This window comes from Larkinella soli (assembly GCF_003703975.1).
Classification (GTDB): domain Bacteria; phylum Bacteroidota; class Bacteroidia; order Cytophagales; family Spirosomataceae; genus Larkinella; species Larkinella soli.
The window spans coordinates 140,178-158,341 of record NZ_QTJY01000004.1; the positions used below are offsets into that span (position 1 = coordinate 140,178).

Below are 18,164 nucleotides of genomic sequence, written 5' to 3' on the forward strand. Positions count from 1 at the left end.
TAAAAACGTGAAAATTGGGTTGTTATACTCTTTTCATCCGAAGTTAAATGAAAGATTTCAGCGGTCCATCACCACGGCTTCGTAGGCTTCCAGCCGCGGCAGTTCGAACTCCACATAACCGTCTTTCCAGCGAAACGGAATCCGCTTCTCCGAAGTCAGGGCAAAGAGTCGCGACGGCCGGAAGTCGGATTTGACCCGGAACGTCAGGTCGGCCACCGGAAGGGGGGGGGAAGTAGGTGTTGCCGCTGAAACCGGTCAGGTTGACGAGGTGCAGGATGGTGCCGTCGCCGGCCGTGCGCCCGACGTTGGCGGGGGTGTTCCGGGTATAGTCCTGCAGAATGACCTCTACCCGTTCGGGGGCGTTGGTGCTTAACAGCCGGCCGGTTTCCGGATAGACGTAGTCGAGTACGTCCAGCAGCAGGTTTTTATGCTGCTCGTAGCCATGCAGGTAGTAGAGTCGGCCGAGGTTCATCGGCAGAATCACGTTGACGCTCTTCCCCAGCCGTTTGACGCCCATGGCCTGATACCCCGACGGCTCATGGCCGCCGATGATCTCGGGTGGGCCGGGGCGGCCTTTGGTCAGAATGGGCAGGAACACGTCATCGGCCGCTTTCAGGTCGTAGAGGCCAAGGTTGAACTTCCAGAAGAGCATTTTCTGCTTCGTGAAGCGTTTGAAAACGTCTCTGTTTTCGGGGCTGAGGTAGAATCCGGCGCCGTCGTGATCCTTGTTCACGATCCGGGCGCCGAACAGTTCAAGGAGGTTTTCCGGGCTGTCGAACATCGTCCGGTTGGTGGCGATCAGGTTCGTGCCCTGCCGGTTCGCTTCCTTCAGCGCCTGCAGGGCTTCCGGGCTGAGGTAGGTAATCTCGGGCAGAATCAGCACCCGGTATTTTTTAATCTTGTCGGCCAGCGCCCCGATCTGGGCGTCTTCAATCAGGTCGAACGGAATGTGAGCCTCCTTCAGCATCAGCTGAATGCCGCGGTATTCCTGCATCGGCTCTCCGCTCGGCCAGGAGCCGGGCGCAATCACGGCGATGTCGGCTACGGAGCGGTATTTCCCGAAATAGGGTTCGTTCTTCTTATGGAGGGCATAGATTTTCCGGACCACGTCGAAGTTACGTTCGTCCTCATAGCCCCGCAGGTCGCCCATCAGGCTGATGTCCAGCCCCGACCCGTTGGCGATATTTTCGTACAGCCGGATGCCGACCTCCTCCGGCTCGACGGCGTTATAGCGCGACTGAAACGAAATCTGCTGGATGCTGCTGTTGCTGATGATGTGGTCCGGGAAGGAGTTCACGGCGCTGCCGACGTTGTCCGACGACACATATGGCCAGTAAGGCAGGCTGTTGGTCTGCGACTCGTGCCGGATGATGTCCACGTATTTGTCCATGTAGGTGCAGATGGCGATCTGCGGGTTTTTCGACTTCACCAGCGTGTGCAGCCGTTTGGACCAGTCTTCGACGGTAGCTTTTTTGAAAGCAAGGTATTTCTGAAAAACCGGGTCGGCCTTGTTTTCGACGGTCGGCAGGGTCAGGCCGTCGCTGTATTCGGCGAAGCGTTTTTTATCGTACTCGTTCTGATCGATGCCGTGGTATTTGCCCTCGTAGGGATTGTTGACCTGATAGCCGGGCATATTCAGAAAGATGCCGTCGATGGGATAGTTGTCGATCACTTCCCCGATGATCTGAAAGGCCCGGTCCTGAACGTAGGGCGCGTTGATCGACACCACGTACATGTCGGTATTGATGATCCGCTCGCCCTTCGGGGAGATGTAGCACCAGTCGGGATGGGCTTTGAAGATGCTTTCATGCACCCGGCTGAAGTCGAACCGCACCATGACCCGGATGCCGCGTTCGTGGCACTTCCGGATCACGTCGCCCAGCATTCCGGGCTTCATGTAGGGGTTCGTATACTGAAAATCCAGTTTGGTCGGGTAAAAGGCCATGATGCCGCCCGCGTTGATCAGCAGCGTGTTGGCGGAAAAGTCCTGAAGGTCTTTGAGCAGGGAATCCGGGTGGAGGGAAGCCGCTTCGTAGGCGGGCAGGTTCGTCTGAATGACGCGCAGATTATTGGCCTTCCACCAGGGCATGGTTTCCGGCCATTTTGCCGATTCGCCGGTTTTCTGGGCAACGGCGGTTTGGACCCATACGGCGAGTGCTGCCAGCAGCAGGGGGAAGGTTCTTTTCATCGTGGGTCAGGACTCAGGGCGGAAGAACATGAATACGGCTGTACAGACCAATTCGGCCTCATTACAAAGGTAAAGGGCAAAGATTTAGGAAAATAGAGTTTAGAGGAAAACAAGCTGAATAGGACTACCAGATCGTTTCTACAAAGGAAGACGCCTGAATAATGGGGTCATTGGTTATCAACTTTGCTTAAAGAAAACAGGAGGTGCCGGCAATGAGCCGGTCGTGAAGTTCAGGGATATCGGTGATTTGGAAAGCGGTTTCAATGATAGCAACAGTCAGGTCCTGAACAGTGTAGGAAGGGAACTGGTCGATATACAGCTTCAGTTCGGTCGGTAAAAGGTCAATTCGATTTCTTTCGGAGAGGTAACTTACTTCAACAATAACAATGGCTGGGATAAGAATTTTGCAAAGTCCCACGTCGGCCATCTGAAAAATTTGCTTGACGGAAGGCGGCAGACGACGTTTTCCTACATACGACACTACCGCCATTGTATCCGCAACATATTGATTCATTCTTTAGGAAACTGCTGATCGAAATTTTCAAATTCATCTTCAAGATGCTGCCGTTCGCGGGTGTCCAACTGGCTTAATTCTTTCCGAATTTCATCCAGATTGTAATCCTCTCTGCTTAGAGCTTTCCTGCGAATGAAGACCACAAAATCAGCCACTTCACTTAAATATCTTTCCGGAAGGCCTTTTATCCCCTCTTTGATAAGCTCTTCCCAATTAACACCCGTGTTCATCGCATCAGTCGCTTAGGCATCGGCAAGATAACAAAATTCCGGCGACGTTCGTCCCTGCCAGACCATTACCACCGCACCGCCTGGAACCGCCAGCCGGGCTGGACTTTCTGCATTTCGATCTCGTCGTCGCGCTTCGTCAGCCCGCAGGCGAGGTAGTTGCGGTGCAGGGCGGCCAGGGCCTCGCGGTCCAGCTCGACGCCCAGACCCGGCCCTTCCGGCACGGCCACCGACCCCTCCTCAAACCGGAACCGCCCGGCCGTAATCACCTCGTCCGACTGCCAGGGATAGTGCGTGTCCAGCGCGTAAGTGAGCTGCGGGAGGGCAGCGCCAAGGTGGACCATGGCCGCCAGCGAGATGCCGAGGTGGCTGTTGGAATGCATGGAAAGGCCCCGCCCGAACGTCTCGCAGATGCCTGCCAGCGTCATCGACGACCGCAGACCGCCCCAGAAGTGATGGTCGCTCAGGATGATGTCTTCCGACCCGAGCGCAATGCTGTTCGGAATGTCCTCGAACGAAGTGGTACACATGTTGGTTGCCAGCGGGGTTTTCAGCGCCTTCCGGACGGTCGCCATGTTCTCCTGACCGCGGACGGGGTCTTCGAGATATTCCAGAATCGGCTCCAGCTGTTTTCCGTAGTTCAGGGCGGTTTCCAGCGTCCAGATCGCGTTGGGGTCGATGCGCAGCGGCACGTCGGGGCCGAAGGCTTCGCGCAGGGCAAACATGGCGTCCACTTCCTGCTGCGGTTCGAAAACGCCCCCCTTCAGCTTGATCGACTGGAAGCCGAACTCCCGGCACATGGCTTCGGCCTGAGCCACGATGCCGGCCGGAGTCAGGGCCTCGGCCTGCCGGGCGGCCGCCCAGCCCGTGGCGGCCGGGTCGGTTCCGAAGGCCAGCGGCCCGCCCGCACCCTTGTATTTGTAAAACAGATAGGCCGCAAACGGCACCCGGTCGCGCATTCGGCCGCCCAGCAGATCGACGACCGGCCGCCCGACGACCTTCCCGATAATATCCAGGCAGGCCACCTCGACGGCGCTGAAAATGTGGACCAGTTTGCGCTGGTCCCAGGGCGTCAGTCCGCGTTCGGCGGCCGTTTCCTTCCCGAAATTCTGCGTCAGCACCTGCCGGATTTCGCTCAATTGAAACACGTCCCGCCCGACCAGCAGCTTCCCGGCGGCTTCCAGAGCCTCATCGGTGCTGCGGTTGCCCGGAATCTCGCTGATGCCCGAAATACCGTCGTCCGTGATCAGCTCCAGGATGGTGCGGAGGGCGTACGGCGCGTGCAGCCCGGCCGCATTGAGCAGGGGCGGGTCGACGACCGCAATGGGGGTGACGATGAATTCACGGATGCGGGGACCGGCTTTGGCGAAATGGGCAGGAGTGGGGTTAGACGTCATCGGATACGGTTTGCAGGAGGCCCTTGATATAACCGTAACAGAAAGCAAAAGCCTGAAGCTGGCTACTGCTGTCGGCGTGGGAGGGAACGTGGTCGGGCATGACCATGCCGTCGTAGCCTACGTCGCGAAGCGCCCGGACGACATGGAGAAAGTTCATATCGCCGTTATCGGGATAAACCTCCTGGAAGTTGTTCCAGCCGCCTTTGATGTTGCGCAGGTGAACATTGAAAATCTGTTTGCGCTCGCCCACCCACTTGATGATCGGAAAAATCTCGGTTTTCGGGTCTTTTAGACCCTCGGCGATGGAGCCGATGCAGAAGTTGAAGCCGTGATATTCGCTGTCGTACAGCTTGGCAAACCGCTTGATGCCTTCGAAAACGTTCGGGCTGTTCCAGCGGGTGATGCCGCGGTAGCCGACGGGCGTCGGGGGGTCGGCGATGTGGTTGGCGAGTTTCACCTTATACTCCTTCGCCACGGGCAGCAGCCGGTCCAGCAGGTAAGTGATCCGCTCGAACATCTGGTCGATGGACACGTCGCCGGCGACGGTTTTCGGGTCATTGCGCTTCAGGGCTTCCTCGTAGTTCCAGGTGCTGTAGGACGCATTGCCGCGTTTGGGGTCGACGGTTTTGCCCGTTCGTAACACCGGCAGGATGGTCGTGTTGTAGTTCAGCACCTTGATCCCGGTTTTTCCGGCCACCTGAATCATCTGCTGAAGAATCTCGATCTCGCGGTCGCGCTCGGGGCTTTTGCCGAGCATGATATTCGGGTATTCGGCCCGGTCAATGCCGGAAGACGCCAGCGGGAAGTGGTAGGCGTCCAGAGCGATGCCGTATTTCTCGCAGGCTTCCTTTTTTGCCAGCGAATCCTGAAGGTCCCAGCCGACGCCCGCGATGGTTTTGGGCGCACCCCCGTCGAGGTTGTAGACGCCATGCCGGGCCTTGAATTCGAGATTTTCCTTGCTGGTGCCGCCCGACTGGCAGCCGACTTTCATGAGTACCTTCCTGGGTTTGGCCGCCGGGGCGGCTTCACCGGAACCGAAGGCGGCCGTGCCTACCGAACCGGTCGTCAGGACTTTGATAAAGGTTTGGCGTTTCATGGGAATACGGGTTTCATTCTGTTCAGGATCGTTCAAACCAGCGGAAAAAGCCGGGCAGCTATCAGGATCACCACCAGACCCGTGAGGCCCATGACCACGAGCAGGGGGGAGATGGTTTTCAGGGCCTCCTGCTCGGTCAGGTTGCTCAGCTTGCAGAGAATCCAGAAACCGGCGTCGTTCATCCAGGGCACCAGCTTCGAGCCGCAGCCGATCGCCAGGCCCAGATAGACCGGATTGAAAGCCAGACTGGTGCTGGAAGCCATGCCCGAAAGAATACCGGAAGCCGTAATCAGGGCCACCGTGGCCGAACCCTGGGCCGTCCGGACCACGGCCGCGATCAGAAACGCCATCGGGATGAGAGCCAGCTGGTAGTCCTGCGTCATGGCGGCAATGCGGGCGCTGATGCCCGTCTGCTGAAGCATTCCGCCGAAAGCGCCCCCGGCCGAGGTGATCAGGATAATGCCTCCTCCGCTCAGCAGGGCCGTCTGGACAAAGGCCGTCAGCCCTTCTTTCGTAGTCTTTTTCTGCGATACGACCAGCAGCAGGGCAATGATGCCCCCGGTCAGCACGGCGATGTTCTTATCCCCGAAAAACTGCACCCCTTCCACCACCACGCTGCCGAACGTCGATCGGGTGATCGGAGCCTCCGGCACCGCCAGGGTGTCCAGATAGGTGTCGATGCAGATGACTACCAACGGAAACAGAATCGGCAGCAGAGAGACGCCCAGGGACGGCAGATTCCGGTCGTCGCGGTCGGCAATGGCTTTGATGTCTTCCAGTTTGGCATCCACCGAATCCCGGAGCGGAATCGGCCAGCGTCGGTTGGCCCAGAGCGCAAACAGATAGCCGGCCGAGATAGTGATCAGCCCGACGATCGTGCCGGCCACCATCATCAGACCGATGGGAATGTGCATTTCTCCAACCAGAAACAGCGGCCCGGGTGCCGGCGGCACCAGCGAATTCGCCATGGCGGCTCCGGCCATGATGCACAGCACCAGCAGAAGATAATTCCGGCCGAGCCGCATCGTCATCACTTTCGCCAGCGGCATCATCAGGAAGATCACCGTATCGAAAAAGACCGGGATACCGATGAAGAAGCTGCTGATCAGAAACGCGATGGGGGCCTTGTCGGTGCCGGTCAGCCGGAGCATCGACCGCACAATCCGCTCGGCGGCCCCGCTTTCGAGCATACACTTGCCGATAATGGCGGCCATGGCGATCAGGATGCCGATCTTGCCGGCGGTATTGCCGAATTCGGTGGCGATGCGCTCGCCGATGCTTTTTTTCGCCAGGGCGGCCGCTGCGGCCGGGGCGGTGCCTTTCGCCAGCGCATACTGCTCGACGGCCGAAGCCGGCGTCATCAGGGCCACGACGAACGCACCCACCAACAGCGCCAGAAACGGATGCAGCTTCAACCCGATGATACCGCCGACCACAATCAATATGCCGACAGCCAGAATTACGAGAGGGTCATTCATGAAAGAAAGGTTTAGGAATTGGTTTCGGACTTTACCCCTAACCGCATCGGCGGCCCGGCCCCTGAAAGGGGGTTTAGATTCGCAAAGCCTGGTTAGCAGCGCAAAAGCCCCTTCAGAGGTTGTTTGGGGAAGGATTTTTGCCCTTCCGGGCGGTTTGTCATCCCGAGGAACGAGGGATCTGGTGGCTGAATGACCCGCCCTCTGGAGCGTCGAGCCCCAAGATCCTTCCTGCGTCGGGATGACAAACCGCTTCCCCAGACAACCTCTCAGGACGCGGGCGGTTGAGATGAAAAGTCGGAAACCGCCCGGCTTTCGCGCAGACCGGTCAGCCGTTTTGCCAGCTGCCGGGCGCCGTCGGCCACGAAGGTCGCATCGGAGCCGCAGGCCAGCATTCGGATGCCCAGGTCGTGGTACAACTGATAATCATCCGGGTTGAAAAACAGGATGCCGGTGGCTTTTCCGGCTTTCTGAGCGGCATTGACCGTTTCCCGGAGGGCTTCCCGGAATTGCGGATGGTCGAACTGCCCGAAAATGCCCAGTTCCATCGACAGATCGGCGGGGCCGATGAACAGCACGTCGACGCCGTCGATGGCCGCGACCTCATCCAGATGGTTCAGCACCTCGACGGTTTCGATCTGCACCACGCCCAGAATCGTATCCCGCGACTGCTCGTAATACGTATTGAAATGCTGCCCGAAGCCCGTCGCCCGCACCATCTTGGCCACACCCCGATTACCGTGGGGCGGGTAATGCAGACCGTTCACCACCTTCCGGGCGTCTTCCGGCCGGGTAATCTTCGGGCACATGATGCCTTCGGCACCCAGGTCCAGCACCCGGTGGATACGCTGGCTCTCCGAACTTTCGACCCGGACGATGGCGGCCGTCGGGGTGTGTTCGAGGGCCTGGAGCTGGGCCAGGACGTCGCGCTCGCCCCCGGCACCGTGTTCAAGGTCGATCAGCACCCAGTCGAAGCCCGCCAGCCCGACGATCTCGGCCGTGAGCGAACTGCCCAGATTCAGCCAGCAGCCGTTGACCGCTTCGCCCCGTTGTAGTCTCTGTTTCAGATTCTTCATGTCCCGTAAAGACGGAATCCCGGCGGCTTTACTTCTTATCCGGTCAGAAGCCGGCAAAGCGGGGTGGCCCTACCGCTTTTCAGGAAAGTTTTTCAATGCTTTTGTAATAAAACCGCTCACGGACGATTTTGCCGCCCTGCCAGTGCTGCACGGAAACTTCTTTGAGTTTGTAGGGAATTCCTTCCTGACCGGTGAAGCGTAAAATCCACTCGGTAAAGACAATGCCCCGGTATGGAGGGAATTCAGAAGTTTGTCGGTCAGGGTGTCCGGGAGTTATCGATAGGATTAGCCCGTAAAGCTACGGGATTCATAAACAGGAAAATAACCCGCCAGGCAGCCGGATTGCCGGAAGCGCCGGGGCGGCCCGGGCTAAACATTCCGTTCATTCGACGGTTTGGCTACTAACAACCCCTTCAGCCGTTATGAGAAACATCGTATTCGCCACCGATTTTACGGAAACCAGCCCCTATGCCCTCGACTGGGCCCGGCTTTTCGCCCGACAGTTTGGTGCCACCCTTACCCTCCTTCACGTGTACCAACCCATGGTACCCGACACGACGCTGCCCGTTCTGAACGACCCCGGCGAAGGCCTAACGGCCTCCCAGGACATCGAGCGGCTTTCGCAGCAGCGTCTGGAGCAGCTGGCCGCTCAGCTGACGGCGGAAGGGCTTGTCGTTCAGACCGATTGGCGGGCGGGCGAGGTGAAAGATGAAATTATGAAGGCCATCGCCGACCATACGGCCCATCTGCTGATCATCAGCCGCCACCAGGCCGATACGTTCTTCGACCGGCTGGCCGGCGATAAGGCCACCGCCGTGGCCCACGATGCGCCCTGCCCGGTGCTGCTGATTCCCGGCGATGAGGACGCGGTCCGCACGGCCCCCCAACAGATCCGGTCCATCAACTATGTGATGCAGCAGGCGACGACCCAGGCGGAGGCTTCCCGGCAGACGAGCGATCTGGCCGACGCCTTTGGGCTGGCCATCCATTTCGTCACCGTGGAGCAGTTCGAGCCGAAGGCGGCCGACCTGGTCATCGTTACCGACTATCGCCCGACCGGTCTTTTTACCACCAACCCCGCCGATACCGTCCTGCGGAAGGCGGAGGGGCCCGTGCTGGTGTTTCATCCGGTAAAAGAAAGCTGACGGGGCCGGCGGGCGGGTAATATCCGGCTTTTGGCTGGACGGAGTCTCGCGCCTGCGGTTACAGGATGGTAATTTTCAGAGAGGTAAATTTTTGTATTCGGCTAAAGTCCGACCGGTTATAGGTATAAAGCTCATCACAATAGGCCTCGGCAACAGCCGTATGAAGACAATCCCCGATGTGATGAAAACCCACTTTATCGGCAAGTTTGATCGCCCGTTGGGTATGCTGGAACGTGAGTGAAACCGGTTGAGCGGGATACAGATCACTTACTTTTTGAACGATCTCCCGGTGCGAAAAACGCATCTTGGCAAATACAAAAGCCAGCTCGTTGAGAGAGTGTACGGAAATAAGAAACAGGCCATTGTGAGTGGCCTGCCGGTATAATTCGATTGCCTGTTGGTGTTTGGTATCGTCCTGATTGATGCGGTAATGGACCAGGACATCGGTATCGAAGTAGATCATTCAATGATTATTTTCTCCGTACATCTGATCGATCAGGGCATTGATATCGATGTCGGGTGAAATCTTCTGCGGTGGATATTTTTTATTAGTCTTCTCTGATTTTAGAAACATTTCCCTTTGCAGGGAAACACGTTCTCCGTCCGGCACTTCTTCAACGGTGACCTTCACTTTCCGGCCGGCAAATTGGCGGAGCATCTGCCTGAAAATCGGATTTTGCCCATCCTGTGGGTCTCCTACAAACGTCGCTTCCATCACTAATTCAGTTAGCATCCGGCAAGATAACAAAAATGAAACGGCTTTTGTCGCCGGACGTTTTTTGTTGTTATCGAGCAACCGATTGCTGATTTCTTTTCAAAGTGGAAAGTTACAATGGCGGTCTTAGGGCTCTTCCCGTTTCAATACATCCAGAAACTCCTCGGCGCTGATTATTCTGATAGAAGGAAAAGGGCTGTTTTTCACTTCGTTGAAGTGCGCATCGTTGGTTACGATGAAATCGGCTCCGGCAATCAGGCCGGCGTCCACAAATTTATTATCGTCCCAGTCTTTCGTAATGATCTGCCAGGAATAAGGAGTTCCCACTCGAACCAAACCCGGCAGTTTGGTCAGAAACTCCAGAAAGTTTGTGGCAACCAGTATGTTTGTTTTATTAGTAAGTACCTCCTGATATTCGAGCAGGATGGCCGTGCTTACGACCCATTCTGCTCTGCCGGTTGCGAGTGCGTCGATGATTGGGCGGTAGCGCGAAAATTTCGGGAGGGACGCCAGCAGAACGTTGGTGTCCAGAACAATCCTCATGGCTGCGGCCGGTAGGGCGTGCGCTCATGGGCCTGCGCCCACTGTTCGACCGTTTTTTCATTCCAGCCGTTTTCCTGCCTGAGCCGGTCCATCTCCTGATCCGCCTTGTCGAGGAAATATTGAGTCAGCAATTGCCGGATCTCCCGAATCTGCTCTTCAGGAAGCTGGTAGGAAAAGGTTTCCAGTAATTCGAGCTGGAGGTTGGTCAGCTTATTTTCGGTAGCCATAACAAAGCCATTTAAAAAGTTGCCATTCCGGCCCCGGTTTTACCTTAATTGCATAACCGGTTAGCATCCGGCAAGATAACAAAAATGAAACGGCTTTTGTCGCCGGACGTTTTTTGTTGCCATTCGGCACTTTTTGCGTCCCGGCTCTTGCCGGGCTTGATTTCGATATACAAGCGTCTTACTTTTAGACCGCGAACCTTACTTTTTGTTAACCCCATTCCCATAGCTTTATGTCGGATGAACTGAAACCAGGAACAGGCAGGCGAAAGGTTGAAAGTACCTAGTTCTTCTCGGCGCTTTGGGCAATGAGTGGGGTTCGCAGCGACCTGCCCTTTTTTCACTTAATCCTCCTTGGTATGCGAACCCCAAAGGACGCCCGGGCCGGAACTGCCGAAAAGCATTCCGGCCCAAACTTGTGTGCTCATGCACGCGATATTGTCCGGGCTTCACCGGACAACACCGTTATTTACATGGAATACCGGCCCCCGCTAACCTGGACAGAGGTGGCGACGCACCGGTTCTACCGGCTGCGCGAGGTCCGGATGGCCCCGACGCTGATCTGGAACGAGATGGTCGTCTGTATTCCGCTCCTCCCCGACTACTGGAAACCCGGCCCCGATGTTGTGCTGATCGAGCCGTTGAACGGGGCCCCACTCTGCGGTCGGCTCGACGCCGTCGACGCCGACCACCTTCGGCTGCGCTTCGACAACCCGCACTTTCGCCCGCTTTCGTTTCCAAGAGCCGAAATACGGGTGCTGTATGAGGTGTATCAGGTGCTGCCCGTCGAAGAGCCGCTGCCCGAATGCCCCGGATGTGGTTAAAAATCAATTATAAATGGCCTTTTTACCGGGGTGACCACAACCAACCGGCCCGTTAAGCGTTACAAAGAAAGTCAGTCTAAAACGCGCTTATCGGTATGCTGCCAACCGGAGTTAAAACGGAAACGAGTGAAACGGCTTCCGATCTGGAAGAATACGGGAAGAACAAACACATTCCGGCGGTGATCCGGAAAAACGCGCTCATTGCCCTGTCCTTCTATCCCGAACTGAAAGACACCTGCATTCACTTCTGTTTCAAACGCCGGATCAAGTCGTCGGTGATGCAGGCCCAGCCGGTTTTCCGGACGATCCTGAAACCCCGGAAAAACCGGGTTTACCGGATCAACATCAGCGCCATGTTCCGGCTCACCCACTCGGTTCTCCCGATCCACCAGCTTCCCGACGATATCATGATCGGCTGGATCGGCCATGAGCTGGGCCACATCATGGATTACGAATGCCGCAGCAATACCGGGCTGGTTGGTTTTGGACTTTCCTATCTGTTCGATCCTTCCTACGTGAAAAAAGTGGAGCGGATCGCCGACTTTTACGCCGTCTCGCACGGCCTCGGCCCGTACATCGTCGCCACGAAACGCTTCATCCTGAACCACGCCGAACTGCCCCAGGCCTACAAGGACAAGATCGCCCGGCTGTACGTCTCGCCCGAGGAGATTGTCGAGCAGGTAAAAAAGCTGGAAGAAGAGAAGCTTCAGCAGCAGAAAAAGGCGTTAGGCTGAGCCGGCGATGGTTTCCGCTCCCGACGGTCACGATAAAACAGTAGCTTTGGGGCAAAATTTCTCCTTTTAAACCAACGGGTTTAGTATAGCTGCTATGTCGAAAGTCATCCTGATTACGGGAGCGTCTACGGGTCTGGGCGAAGCCATCGCTTCTTACCTGGTCCAGCGGGGTCATATTGTGTACGGGACGTCGCGGCACGCGGAGGTTTCGAAGAAGAGTTACACCATGATCACGATGGATGTAACCCATGCCGAAAGCATCGAGCAGGGCATCGAACACATCCGGCAGAAAGAGGGGAGGCTGGATGTGCTGATCAACAATGCCGGCCTCGGCATTGCCGCCCCCATCGAACTGCTCTCGCTCTCCGACGTGCAGAAGGTGTTCGACACCAACGTGACGGGCGTCATCCGGACCATCCAGGCCGTGCTGCCGATCATGCACCGTCAGCGGTCGGGCCTGATCATCAACATCAGTTCCATTGCCGCCGAAGCCGGGCTGCCGTATCGCGGGGCCTACAGTGCCTCCAAGGCCGCCCTCGAACGACTGACCGAAGCCCTGCGGCTGGAAATCAGTCCGTTCGGCATCAAAGCCTGCACGATTCAGCCCGGCGGCACCCAGACCGACATCAACAAAAACCGCCTGCGGGCGTCCATCCCGGCCGACAGCGTTTACAAAGCCACCTTCGACCGCACCTACGAACTGATCGACCAGAGCGTCAGTGAAGGCATTTCCCCGGCGGTATTCGGCCCCCTGATCGAGTCCATCATGAACGCGCCGGAGGTCAAACGGCTCTACCGGGTCGGGAAGCCGCTCGAAAAAGTGTCCGTCCTGCTGAAGCGCATCCTGCCGGTCAAAATGTACGAGCGCATGATCCGGCGGCATTACGGCATGGAGTGAACCACCCCCCGGCCCCCTCCTTGGTAAGGAGGGGGGCTTCGTTTCTGGCGGCCAATTTCTAAAGGGAGTTGCCAGCCGGTGTGCATGCAAGATCAAGCAAAGCCCCTCCTTGGTAAGGAGGGGTTGGGGGTGGTTTCACACCGACAGCCCTTTGATATACTGCTCGAATTCCTGAAAGTCTTCTTCCTTCATCACTCGCGGAATTTTGGTCTGCCCGCCCAGTTTTTTGAATTCTTCGCTCCAGCGGTAAAACTGCTCGACCGGAATCACTTCGGCCTCCACGGCTTTCAGCGCGCGGCTGCGGGCCACCTTGTAGTTCTTGTTCGCTTCGCAAAGTTCAGCGTCGAGGGCCTCCGCAAACCGCTGGTGGTCCACCTCCTTGTCGGCACCGATGTACCACCGGTTGATATGCTGCCCGTCCTTGCGGATGGAAGCCACCACGAACTCCCGGATTTCGAGGTCGAACTGCTTCTGCATCTTCTGCATGGCCTTGTTCATCTGGTGGACCGACAACTGCTCACCCACTACGTTCAGGAAATGCTTGGTACGGCCCGTAATCCGGATTTCGGACCGCTGCTTGTCCGTGATCATCACCGTGTCGCCGATCATATACCGCCACGTGCCCGAAACCGTCGAGATCAGCAGCACGTAATCGGTATTTTCTTCGGCTTCTTCCAGCGTCAGCACGCGGGCACTGGGCCGGACGCGACCGTCTTCGTCCATGTTTTCGTCCGTAAACGGCACAAACTCAAAGAAAATACCGTTGTCCAGAATCAGCGCCATCGACGAGGTGCCGGGTCGTTTCTGGGTTGCCATGTACCCTTCCGACGCCAGGTACGTGTCGAGGTAGATCAGCGGCCGGGCAAAGAGTTTTTCGAGGCTTTTACGGTACGGCTCGAAGGCCACCCCGCCGGTGGTGTACACCTGAAGGTTCGGCCAGAGGTCGTGGATGGTCTGCACGCGGTTGTACCGGATGACTTCTTCGAGCATCATCTCGACCCAGGACGGAATGCCGCTCAGGCTGCCGATGTCCCATTTGGGAGCTTCCTGCGCAATCCGGCGCACTTTTTCGTCCCAGTCTTTGATGGATGCGATTTCGATACCCGGCTTATAGAAGCTTCGGAACCAGGTGGGAAGGTTGGCTGCGCTGATACCGCTGATCTCGCCCTCTTCATGGTCGTCTTTCTGGATGAGACTCACGCTGCTGCCGAGCATCATGATCTGCTTCGTGAAAAAGTCCGCCGGGAGGTCGAAGTTCTTCAGGCTCATCACCTGCTGCATCCCCGACCGCCGGATGGAGTCGAGCATGTCGTCCGTGACGGGGATGGATTTGCTGTTGCTGGTGGTGCCGCTGCTAAGGGCGAAATACCGCTGCCCGCCCGGCCAGGTGACGTTCTGGTGCCCTTCCAGCAGGTAATGCCACCAGTCGTTAAACATCTTATCGTAGTCGTGCGTCGGTACCTCCTGCTGGAACGCCCGGACGAAATGGTCGCTTTCCAGAATCCGGCCGAAGTTGTATTTCCGGCCGAAGGCAGTCCCTTTTGCTTTATTCAACAGGTTCCACAGAACGTCCGCCTGGGCTTTCACCGGATCGGGTTCGGAGGTGATGGAACCGTATACGTCAATCGCTTTGCGGATGAATTCACCAATTACTGCCATAAAAATCGTTTGCTGCTTAAAGAATGAACAGAAATAACCCGCTTCATTGCACCTGCGGCAGGTCCGAGGGGTCGACCAGCAGGAAACCGGGATTGATGCAGGCGCCGTGCCAACGCACACCAAAGTGCAGGTGCGGCCCCGTTACGCGGCCCGTCTCGCCCACCGCACCGATCTTCTGCCCTTTCGTCACCGTTTGATCGTCTTTTACCGCGATGCTCTGGAGGTGAAAATATTCGGTGACGAGGCCGTTGCCGTGGTCGATGTACACCGCCTTGCCGCTGTAAAAATGATCGGCGACCAGCACCACCCGGCCATTGCCGACACTCAGCACCGCCTTGCCCGCGCCGACGGGATAATCCTGCCCGGTATGCCGGTCGCGGGGCTGGCCGTCGAAGGTCCGGCAGGCCCCGAAATTGCCTTCTCCTTTCGGCAGCGGGTTCACCGGCTTCCCGACGGGCAGGTCGAACACCGCCGGCCGCACCTCATCTTTGTAACGGATCACGGCGTTGACTTCGGTGCCTTCGCTGGCCGCCCGGGCCTGATTCTGCGGAGAGACGTTCACGTATTCCTTCTTGGGGAAGTTTTTGATGTCTTCCTGCACGCAGGGTTTTTCCGTGACAGTCAGCCGGGCCGTTTCGAGTTTGCCGCCCGTGGTCCGGCGCGAGATGGTGTATTCGCCCGCCTTCATTTCCATATCGACCGGGTAGTAGCAGGTGCCGTTGACGGCCGGCCAGGCCCGTTTTTCAAGTGCGCAGCGCCGGCAGTTGCCTGCCCAGCGGGCCACTTCGCCCTGGGCCACGGTCACGGCTTTGGCCGGTGTGTCGGAAGCCGGCCTGCGGGTTTGCGCCGTCACCGGCAGCAGGCCGAGACAGAAGCCGGCCAGCGGCAATAGGAAAAAAGCCTTCATCGGTTGCGGATGGGGTGTTGATGCGTTTGAAGTAACAACCGAAGCGGGGCGGAGGGTGTTTGAAAACCTATCGAACCACCCCCCGGCCCCCTCCTTAGCAAGGAGGGGGAGAGTGCGCTGCCCCTTTTCAGTCCTGCGGAGCCACCCCCTCCTTAGCAAGGAGGGGCCCGGGGGTGGTTTCATGCCCGGAACCGCATCTCCAGATGCCACCGGAAGTTCTCCCGGGCCGGGTAATGCATTTCCCCGAAAGGCAACCGCAGCGGCCGACCATGAAACTGGCGGAGGTTGTACGGGCTTTGCGGGTTTTCGGCCAGCGAAGGCGAAACGACGACCCGCAGCCGTTCGTCGATCCCGATCATGCCCCGGTCGAAGGCCGTGTGCAGCGTTGGGCAGAGGGCGATGCCGTTGGTGACGATGTCATCACCTTTTGCACTAATAGGTTTTATATGGCAGGCTTCAACTAAAGAAGAACTATCAGCAGCTATTACTTTCATTCCCGAAATAGCACAGGTGTAGTCGTACACTTTGGGGACTAACTTCTTGAATAATCCACCCCGGATAAACCGCGTTTCCTCGTCGTCTGCCTGAAGCACCGGTTTAGTGTAAGATGCGTCCTTTTCGTTCAGCAGGTGTTTTTCAAGTTCATCCAGGTAGCTTCGGCCGTTGTTCCTGACGCTTAAAAAAACGGCTTTCGTGTCCGGAAAATACCGGTCGAGCAATACGGTTTTCAATTGCAACCGCGCAGACGGCTGAGTCAGCAATGAAAATAGATCGCCGGCGAAATAACCGTAGTCAAGGCGATCGCTGAGGACTTGTACGCTACGGATATAGGTGTCGATGGCAACACCGTCTTTCGGTTTCAGAAACCAGTAGCCTTCTGACTTCAGGTAATAGAAAGGCTGGGTAAAAACGTCTTTGTGAGCGGTTTTCACCAGAAGGGCAAAATTTTCCCTGAAAGTAGCCACCAGTTCCGGCGAAATCGGGAAGCGGTTTTCGGTCACCCAACCCTTTTCGATCAGTTCGATCAGGGTCAGTAGCAGAACGGGTTTGTGCGGTGCCTTGCCGTAGGCTGTGCCGCCCTGTTTCAATTTCTGAAAAGCAGGCAGATACTTTTCAATCGATTCTAAGCGCATCCGGTAAAACTGAACAGAGTGTAGGAAAGTCCAAATTAACTAAAAATGCATCATGTTTTATTTTTGGTTACTTCAAGGCTGCCTTTCCTTCCACTCAGACACCTAAAAAACCATCCCTGTAAATTTTCGTCCTCATTCCGGCCGTGGGCCCGTATCTTCCTGCTTCCGACCCGGTTAGCGGCCCTGCCCGCCGGTTCGGGTTCACCTCACTCTTGCCGGATTTGCTTATGTTCAAATGGAAGAAGTCGGGGGCTGCCAAAGCGCCCCGCCCGAAAAAATCGCCCCTGCGGGAATGGTTCGACTCGATGGTGTTTGCCGTCGTGGCGGCAACGCTCATCCGGTTTCTGACCGTCGAGGCCTTCGCCATCCCGACGCCTTCCATGGAAAACAGCCTGCTCGTAGGCGACTTCCTGTTTGTCAGCAAGCTGCATTACGGCATCCGGACACCCAAAACGCCCCTACAGATTCCGCTCACGCACCAGAAGATATGGGGTACCGACATTCCGTCTTTTCTCGACTGGGTTCAGTTGCCGCAATACCGCCTGCCCGGCTTCACGCACGTCAAAAACGGTGATGTGGTGGTGTTCAACTACCCCCCGCCCAAACCCGGCGAAGAAGACTACCCGACCGACCTCAAAACCTACCTGATCAAGCGGTGCATCGGCATTCCCGGCGACCGCGTCGAGATCCGGCAGGAGCAGGTGCTGGTCAACGGAAAGGCGTTTCCGCGGCCCGTCCGCTCCCAGACCAGCTATTTCATCCGCACCGGCGAGGTGCTGAATGAGCGGTTTTTCCGGAAATACGGCATCGTCAACGACTACAATTCGGCCGAAGGGCCGTTCATCAACTGGCAGCCGGTGGAAGAATTCAGCAAAGCCGCCCGGGCCAACGTGCTGGTCGGCTACCAGATCAATGCGACGCAGGAAGCCGTCGAAGCGCTGAAAAAACTCGACTGGGTGAAAGCCGTCGAACCGACCACCGAACCGGCGGGCCAAGCCGGACCGGGCATCTACGGCAGCACGGCCTTTGCCTGGAATCTGGACAACTACGGGCCGCTCACCATCCCGAAAGAGGGTGCCGCCATCCCGATCAACCGCCGGACCATTGCCGTCTACGGCACGATCATCAGCCGGTATGAAGGCAACGAAAACGTGCAGGTGACGCCCTCCGAAATCCGCATCGGCGGCCAACCGATCCAGTCATACACCTTCCGCCAGAACTACTACTTCATGATGGGTGATAACCGGCACAACTCCGAAGACTCGCGCTACTGGGGCTTCGTGCCGGAAGACCACGTGCTGGGCAAGGCGGTGTTCGTCTGGATGTCCGTCGATCCGGCTCCGGCCGACGTCTGGAATAAAATCCGCTGGAATCGTCTGTTCCGCATCATCGAGTAACGAAAGCCGCCT

The 18,164-nt window shown here is 57.3% G+C and carries 21 protein-coding genes; 6 read left to right on the top strand and 15 right to left on the bottom strand.

Annotation, left to right across the window (positions count from 1 at the left end; translation table 11 throughout):
• Positions 1 to 43: 43 nt before the first annotated feature.
• From DX909_RS12270 to DX909_RS12300, 7 genes are all read right to left on the bottom strand, one after another.
• On the bottom strand, positions 44 to 2,188 hold the full coding sequence (locus DX909_RS12270) for an alpha-amylase family protein (protein WP_229311027.1): 2,145 nt from the start codon (positions 2,186 to 2,188) through the stop codon (positions 44 to 46).
• A gap of 187 nt (positions 2,189 to 2,375) precedes the next feature.
• A complete protein-coding gene (locus tag DX909_RS12275; RefSeq protein WP_128545474.1) occupies positions 2,376 to 2,702 on the bottom strand; it encodes a hypothetical protein in 327 nt (108 codons plus the stop codon).
• Positions 2,699 to 2,932: a hypothetical protein gene (locus DX909_RS12280; protein WP_128545475.1), complete on the bottom strand. Its 234-nt coding sequence runs from the start codon at positions 2,930 to 2,932 to the stop codon at positions 2,699 to 2,701. Before DX909_RS12280 ends, DX909_RS12275 begins: the two co-directional genes overlap by 4 nt.
• 65 nt (positions 2,933 to 2,997) lie before the next feature.
• A complete protein-coding gene (locus DX909_RS12285) occupies positions 2,998 to 4,326 on the bottom strand; it encodes a glucarate dehydratase family protein (protein WP_128545476.1) in 1,329 nt (442 codons plus the stop codon).
• On the bottom strand, positions 4,316 to 5,422 hold the full coding sequence (locus tag DX909_RS12290; protein WP_128545477.1) for a mannonate dehydratase: 1,107 nt from the start codon (positions 5,420 to 5,422) through the stop codon (positions 4,316 to 4,318). Before DX909_RS12290 ends, DX909_RS12285 begins: the two co-directional genes overlap by 11 nt.
• Before the next feature lie 32 nt (positions 5,423 to 5,454).
• Positions 5,455 to 6,900 (bottom strand): GntP family permease, encoded by a 1,446-nt coding sequence (locus tag DX909_RS12295; RefSeq protein ID WP_128545478.1) that lies wholly within the window; start codon positions 6,898 to 6,900, stop codon positions 5,455 to 5,457.
• Positions 6,901 to 7,166: 266 nt separating this feature from the next.
• Positions 7,167 to 7,973, bottom strand: coding sequence for an HpcH/HpaI aldolase family protein (locus DX909_RS12300; RefSeq protein ID WP_128545479.1), 807 nt, complete (start codon positions 7,971 to 7,973; stop codon positions 7,167 to 7,169).
• On the opposite strand from DX909_RS12300, the gene DX909_RS12305 reads away from it, so the two are divergent.
• Complete coding sequence (locus tag DX909_RS12305) at positions 7,972 to 8,175, top strand: hypothetical protein (protein ID WP_128545480.1); 204 nt, start codon at positions 7,972 to 7,974, stop codon at positions 8,173 to 8,175. The genes DX909_RS12300 and DX909_RS12305 overlap by 2 nt on opposite strands.
• Before the next feature lie 220 nt (positions 8,176 to 8,395).
• On the top strand, positions 8,396 to 9,118 hold the full coding sequence (locus DX909_RS12310; protein WP_128545481.1) for a universal stress protein: 723 nt from the start codon (positions 8,396 to 8,398) through the stop codon (positions 9,116 to 9,118).
• A gap of 58 nt (positions 9,119 to 9,176) precedes the next feature.
• Here the strand turns inward: DX909_RS12310 and DX909_RS12315 are convergent, their stop codons facing one another.
• The 5 genes from DX909_RS12315 to DX909_RS29775 are packed head-to-tail and all read right to left on the bottom strand — an operon-like array spanning position 9,177 to position 10,944.
• Positions 9,177 to 9,581, bottom strand: a complete 405-nt coding sequence (locus DX909_RS12315) for a type II toxin-antitoxin system VapC family toxin (protein ID WP_128545482.1) — start codon at positions 9,579 to 9,581, stop codon at positions 9,177 to 9,179.
• Positions 9,582 to 9,914 (bottom strand): hypothetical protein, encoded by a 333-nt coding sequence (locus tag DX909_RS12320; protein WP_128545483.1) that lies wholly within the window; start codon positions 9,912 to 9,914, stop codon positions 9,582 to 9,584.
• A gap of 45 nt (positions 9,915 to 9,959) precedes the next feature.
• Positions 9,960 to 10,376 carry a putative toxin-antitoxin system toxin component, PIN family gene (locus DX909_RS12325; protein ID WP_128545484.1) on the bottom strand — a complete coding sequence of 139 codons (417 nt, stop codon included), beginning with the start codon at positions 10,374 to 10,376 and terminating at the stop codon, positions 9,960 to 9,962.
• Entirely contained in the window at positions 10,373 to 10,603 is a 231-nt protein-coding gene (locus tag DX909_RS12330) for a DUF8507 family protein (RefSeq protein WP_128545485.1), read from the bottom strand. Before DX909_RS12330 ends, DX909_RS12325 begins: the two co-directional genes overlap by 4 nt.
• A gap of 44 nt (positions 10,604 to 10,647) precedes the next feature.
• The gene (locus DX909_RS29775) at positions 10,648 to 10,944 is read right to left on the bottom strand and encodes a hypothetical protein (protein WP_206512995.1); all 297 of its coding nucleotides are present in this window, start codon (positions 10,942 to 10,944) and stop codon (positions 10,648 to 10,650) included.
• 15 nt (positions 10,945 to 10,959) lie between these two features.
• On the opposite strand from DX909_RS29775, the gene DX909_RS12335 reads away from it, so the two are divergent.
• The 3 genes from DX909_RS12335 to DX909_RS12345 all read left to right on the top strand — a co-directional run bounded on the left by DX909_RS12335 (position 10,960) and on the right by DX909_RS12345 (position 13,056).
• On the top strand, positions 10,960 to 11,424 hold the full coding sequence (locus DX909_RS12335; RefSeq protein WP_206512996.1) for a S24/S26 family peptidase: 465 nt from the start codon (positions 10,960 to 10,962) through the stop codon (positions 11,422 to 11,424).
• A gap of 95 nt (positions 11,425 to 11,519) precedes the next feature.
• Complete coding sequence (locus DX909_RS12340) at positions 11,520 to 12,158, top strand: hypothetical protein (RefSeq protein WP_128545487.1); 639 nt, start codon at positions 11,520 to 11,522, stop codon at positions 12,156 to 12,158.
• Between the two features lie 94 nt (positions 12,159 to 12,252).
• Complete coding sequence (locus DX909_RS12345) at positions 12,253 to 13,056, top strand: SDR family oxidoreductase (protein WP_128545488.1); 804 nt, start codon at positions 12,253 to 12,255, stop codon at positions 13,054 to 13,056.
• 135 nt (positions 13,057 to 13,191) lie between these two features.
• Here DX909_RS12345 and DX909_RS12350 read toward each other — a convergent pair whose 3' ends face one another.
• From DX909_RS12350 to DX909_RS12360, 3 genes are all read right to left on the bottom strand, one after another.
• On the bottom strand, positions 13,192 to 14,715 hold the full coding sequence (locus tag DX909_RS12350) for a GH3 family acyl-acid amido synthetase (RefSeq protein WP_128545489.1): 1,524 nt from the start codon (positions 14,713 to 14,715) through the stop codon (positions 13,192 to 13,194).
• Between the two features lie 43 nt (positions 14,716 to 14,758).
• Complete coding sequence (locus tag DX909_RS12355; RefSeq protein WP_128545490.1) at positions 14,759 to 15,622, bottom strand: M23 family metallopeptidase; 864 nt, start codon at positions 15,620 to 15,622, stop codon at positions 14,759 to 14,761.
• 179 nt (positions 15,623 to 15,801) lie between these two features.
• Complete coding sequence (locus DX909_RS12360) at positions 15,802 to 16,755, bottom strand: HNH endonuclease (protein ID WP_128545491.1); 954 nt, start codon at positions 16,753 to 16,755, stop codon at positions 15,802 to 15,804.
• Between the two features lie 227 nt (positions 16,756 to 16,982).
• On the opposite strand from DX909_RS12360, the gene lepB reads away from it, so the two are divergent.
• On the top strand, positions 16,983 to 18,152 hold the full coding sequence (lepB, locus tag DX909_RS12365) for a signal peptidase I (RefSeq protein ID WP_128545492.1): 1,170 nt from the start codon (positions 16,983 to 16,985) through the stop codon (positions 18,150 to 18,152).
• Positions 18,153 to 18,164: the final 12 nt, after the last annotated feature.

Bases quoted from the DNA above. Each gene is read 5' to 3' on its own strand.
- DX909_RS12295 (WP_128545478.1), bottom strand. From the start codon at position 6,900: ATGAATGACCCTCTCGTAATTCTGGCTGTCGGCATATTGATTGTGGTC.
- DX909_RS12300 (WP_128545479.1), bottom strand. From the start codon at position 7,973: ATGAAGAATCTGAAACAGAGACTACAACGGGGCGAAGCGGTCAACGGC.
- DX909_RS12310 (WP_128545481.1), top strand. From the start codon at position 8,396: ATGAGAAACATCGTATTCGCCACCGATTTTACGGAAACCAGCCCCTAT.
- DX909_RS12270 (WP_229311027.1), bottom strand. From the start codon at position 2,188: ATGAAAAGAACCTTCCCCCTGCTGCTGGCAGCACTCGCCGTATGGGTC.
- DX909_RS12290 (WP_128545477.1), bottom strand. From the start codon at position 5,422: ATGAAACGCCAAACCTTTATCAAAGTCCTGACGACCGGTTCGGTAGGC.
- DX909_RS12325 (WP_128545484.1), bottom strand. From the start codon at position 10,376: ATGAGGATTGTTCTGGACACCAACGTTCTGCTGGCGTCCCTCCCGAAA.
- DX909_RS12340 (WP_128545487.1), top strand. From the start codon at position 11,520: ATGCTGCCAACCGGAGTTAAAACGGAAACGAGTGAAACGGCTTCCGAT.
- DX909_RS12305 (WP_128545480.1), top strand. From the start codon at position 7,972: ATGTCCCGTAAAGACGGAATCCCGGCGGCTTTACTTCTTATCCGGTCA.
- DX909_RS12335 (WP_206512996.1), top strand. From the start codon at position 10,960: ATGCGAACCCCAAAGGACGCCCGGGCCGGAACTGCCGAAAAGCATTCC.
- DX909_RS12330 (WP_128545485.1), bottom strand. From the start codon at position 10,603: ATGGCTACCGAAAATAAGCTGACCAACCTCCAGCTCGAATTACTGGAA.
- lepB (WP_128545492.1), top strand. From the start codon at position 16,983: ATGTTCAAATGGAAGAAGTCGGGGGCTGCCAAAGCGCCCCGCCCGAAA.
- DX909_RS12355 (WP_128545490.1), bottom strand. From the start codon at position 15,622: ATGAAGGCTTTTTTCCTATTGCCGCTGGCCGGCTTCTGTCTCGGCCTG.
- DX909_RS12280 (WP_128545475.1), bottom strand. From the start codon at position 2,932: ATGAACACGGGTGTTAATTGGGAAGAGCTTATCAAAGAGGGGATAAAA.
- DX909_RS12275 (WP_128545474.1), bottom strand. From the start codon at position 2,702: ATGAATCAATATGTTGCGGATACAATGGCGGTAGTGTCGTATGTAGGA.
- DX909_RS12285 (WP_128545476.1), bottom strand. From the start codon at position 4,326: ATGACGTCTAACCCCACTCCTGCCCATTTCGCCAAAGCCGGTCCCCGC.
- DX909_RS12360 (WP_128545491.1), bottom strand. From the start codon at position 16,755: ATGCGCTTAGAATCGATTGAAAAGTATCTGCCTGCTTTTCAGAAATTG.
- DX909_RS12345 (WP_128545488.1), top strand. From the start codon at position 12,253: ATGTCGAAAGTCATCCTGATTACGGGAGCGTCTACGGGTCTGGGCGAA.
- DX909_RS12315 (WP_128545482.1), bottom strand. From the start codon at position 9,581: ATGATCTACTTCGATACCGATGTCCTGGTCCATTACCGCATCAATCAG.
- DX909_RS12350 (WP_128545489.1), bottom strand. From the start codon at position 14,715: ATGGCAGTAATTGGTGAATTCATCCGCAAAGCGATTGACGTATACGGT.